We start from the raw sequence: 1,667 nt of genomic DNA on the forward strand, positions 1-1,667 counted from the left end.
TTCGGGGGCCGAACCCCGCGCGGCGAAGCCGCGCCAATAAACACAGAACCTTGGCAAGCAGGGTCACCTCCTCACCCCGGCGAGCAAGGTCACCTGCCTCACTTCGGCGAGCAGGGCCACCTCCTCACTTTTGGCGCGTGAAGTCACCACCCCACCTCGGCAAGCAGGACCACCTGCCTCACGTTGGCGAGCAGGCCACCCCTCACTTCGGGCGTGAAGTCACCTCTCCACCTCCACAAGCAGGACACCACCCCACCCTCACACCCAACCCACCACCCACCCCGCCGAACAACACCCGCCCCACCTTTTCCCGGCAATGTCCCCCCTTCACCCCCCCGATCCTGTGGCAAGATAGCCCCCAGAATTCGCCAGAGTTCCGCAGGAGGACACCGAGAAATGACTCGCCGCCCGCTGTCCGTACTGGTGCGCGCCGGGGTTGTCGGTGCCGCCGCCGCGCTCGTTTTGGCCGGTCCGGCTATTGCGGACCCGAACAATGTGAACCCGATTCCGGGTATCAACGGTCAGCCACGTGGGCTGCCGACGCTGCCGGGCGATACCCAGGCCGTGTTCCAGGTGACCGGGATGGACAGTCCCAACAAGACCCAGCAGGTCAATGTGATCGGCACCGATCTGGGGGTCATGTGGGACGACGGAGCGGGCACGTTGATCACCGCGTTCGGTGATTCGGCCGGCTTCGGGTTCCCCAATCTGCTCGCGGGCAGTATGTGGGCGTGGACCAGCAATGTGGTTTTCCACAGCCGCACACAGGATCCGTCGCAGGGCATCATCTTCGACGGCGCGGTTCCCAATCCGCTGCCGAGCCCGAAGATCCCGGGTATCGAGATCAGCCTGATCCCGACCGCGGGTATCGCGGTGGGCGGGGTGCAGTACATGAGCCTGATGTCGGTGAAGGAGTGGGGCGATCACGGTCGCTGGACCACGAACTTCTCCACGCTGGCCTCCTCGGGCGACGGCGGCCGGACCTGGGCTCAGCTGCCGACGACGCGGCGCAGGAACGTGGACGGTCACGAACGGTTCCAGCAGAACGCGTTCGTGAAGGAGGACGGTTTCGTCTACCGCTACGGCACGCCGGGCGGGCGCAACCATCTCGGCTACATCTCCCGGGTACGTGAGGCGGAGATCGCGAATATCGACGCCTACGAATACTGGGACGGCAAGGAGTGGAAGCTCAACGACGCGAAGGCCGCCGCGCCGATCGTGGACGGGGTCGCCGAGTTGTCGGTGCAGTGGAACGAGCACTTGCGCAAGTACGTGATGACGACGACCGACCCGTTCAACTCGGTGGTACTGCGCACCGCCGATTCTCCGGAGGGCCCGTGGAGCCCGGCGCGGGTGCTGGTGGAGGCGGCGGCGCTGCCCACGGCGTACGCACCCATGATCTTCCCCTACCAGACCGGCAGCGACCTGTACTTCCTGCTCACGGTCCACAACCAGTACAACGTCCTGCTGATGCGCACCCCCCTGTAACTCCGGCGAACGCCGCCCGGCCACCCCGCCCGAACGGTTCCATCCCGGCCCACCCGAGTAAGCCCCCACTGCCGATCACACCCTGCTTCCCGTTCCCGACCCCCCACCCGGGCGCCGAGTTCAGCGAGGCCCACAAAGGGTTCGGCCCGCGTCTGCTGTCAGCGCTCGAAGGGAGGCGT

General features: G+C 66.3%; 1 protein-coding gene. It reads left to right on the forward strand.

Annotated elements, in window-relative coordinates:
• Positions 1-396: 396 nt before the first annotated feature.
• Positions 397-1,488: a DUF4185 domain-containing protein gene (locus tag ACWDU1_RS32225; protein ID WP_450004195.1), complete on the forward strand. Its 1,092-nt coding sequence runs from the start codon at positions 397-399 to the stop codon at positions 1,486-1,488.
• Positions 1,489-1,667: the final 179 nt, after the last annotated feature.

The organism is Nocardia sp. NPDC003345, assembly GCF_053589395.1.

Coding starts and splice junctions, on each gene's coding strand:
- ACWDU1_RS32225 (WP_450004195.1), top strand. CDS start 397: ATGACTCGCCGCCCGCTGTCCGTACTGGTGCGCGCCGGGGTTGTCGGT.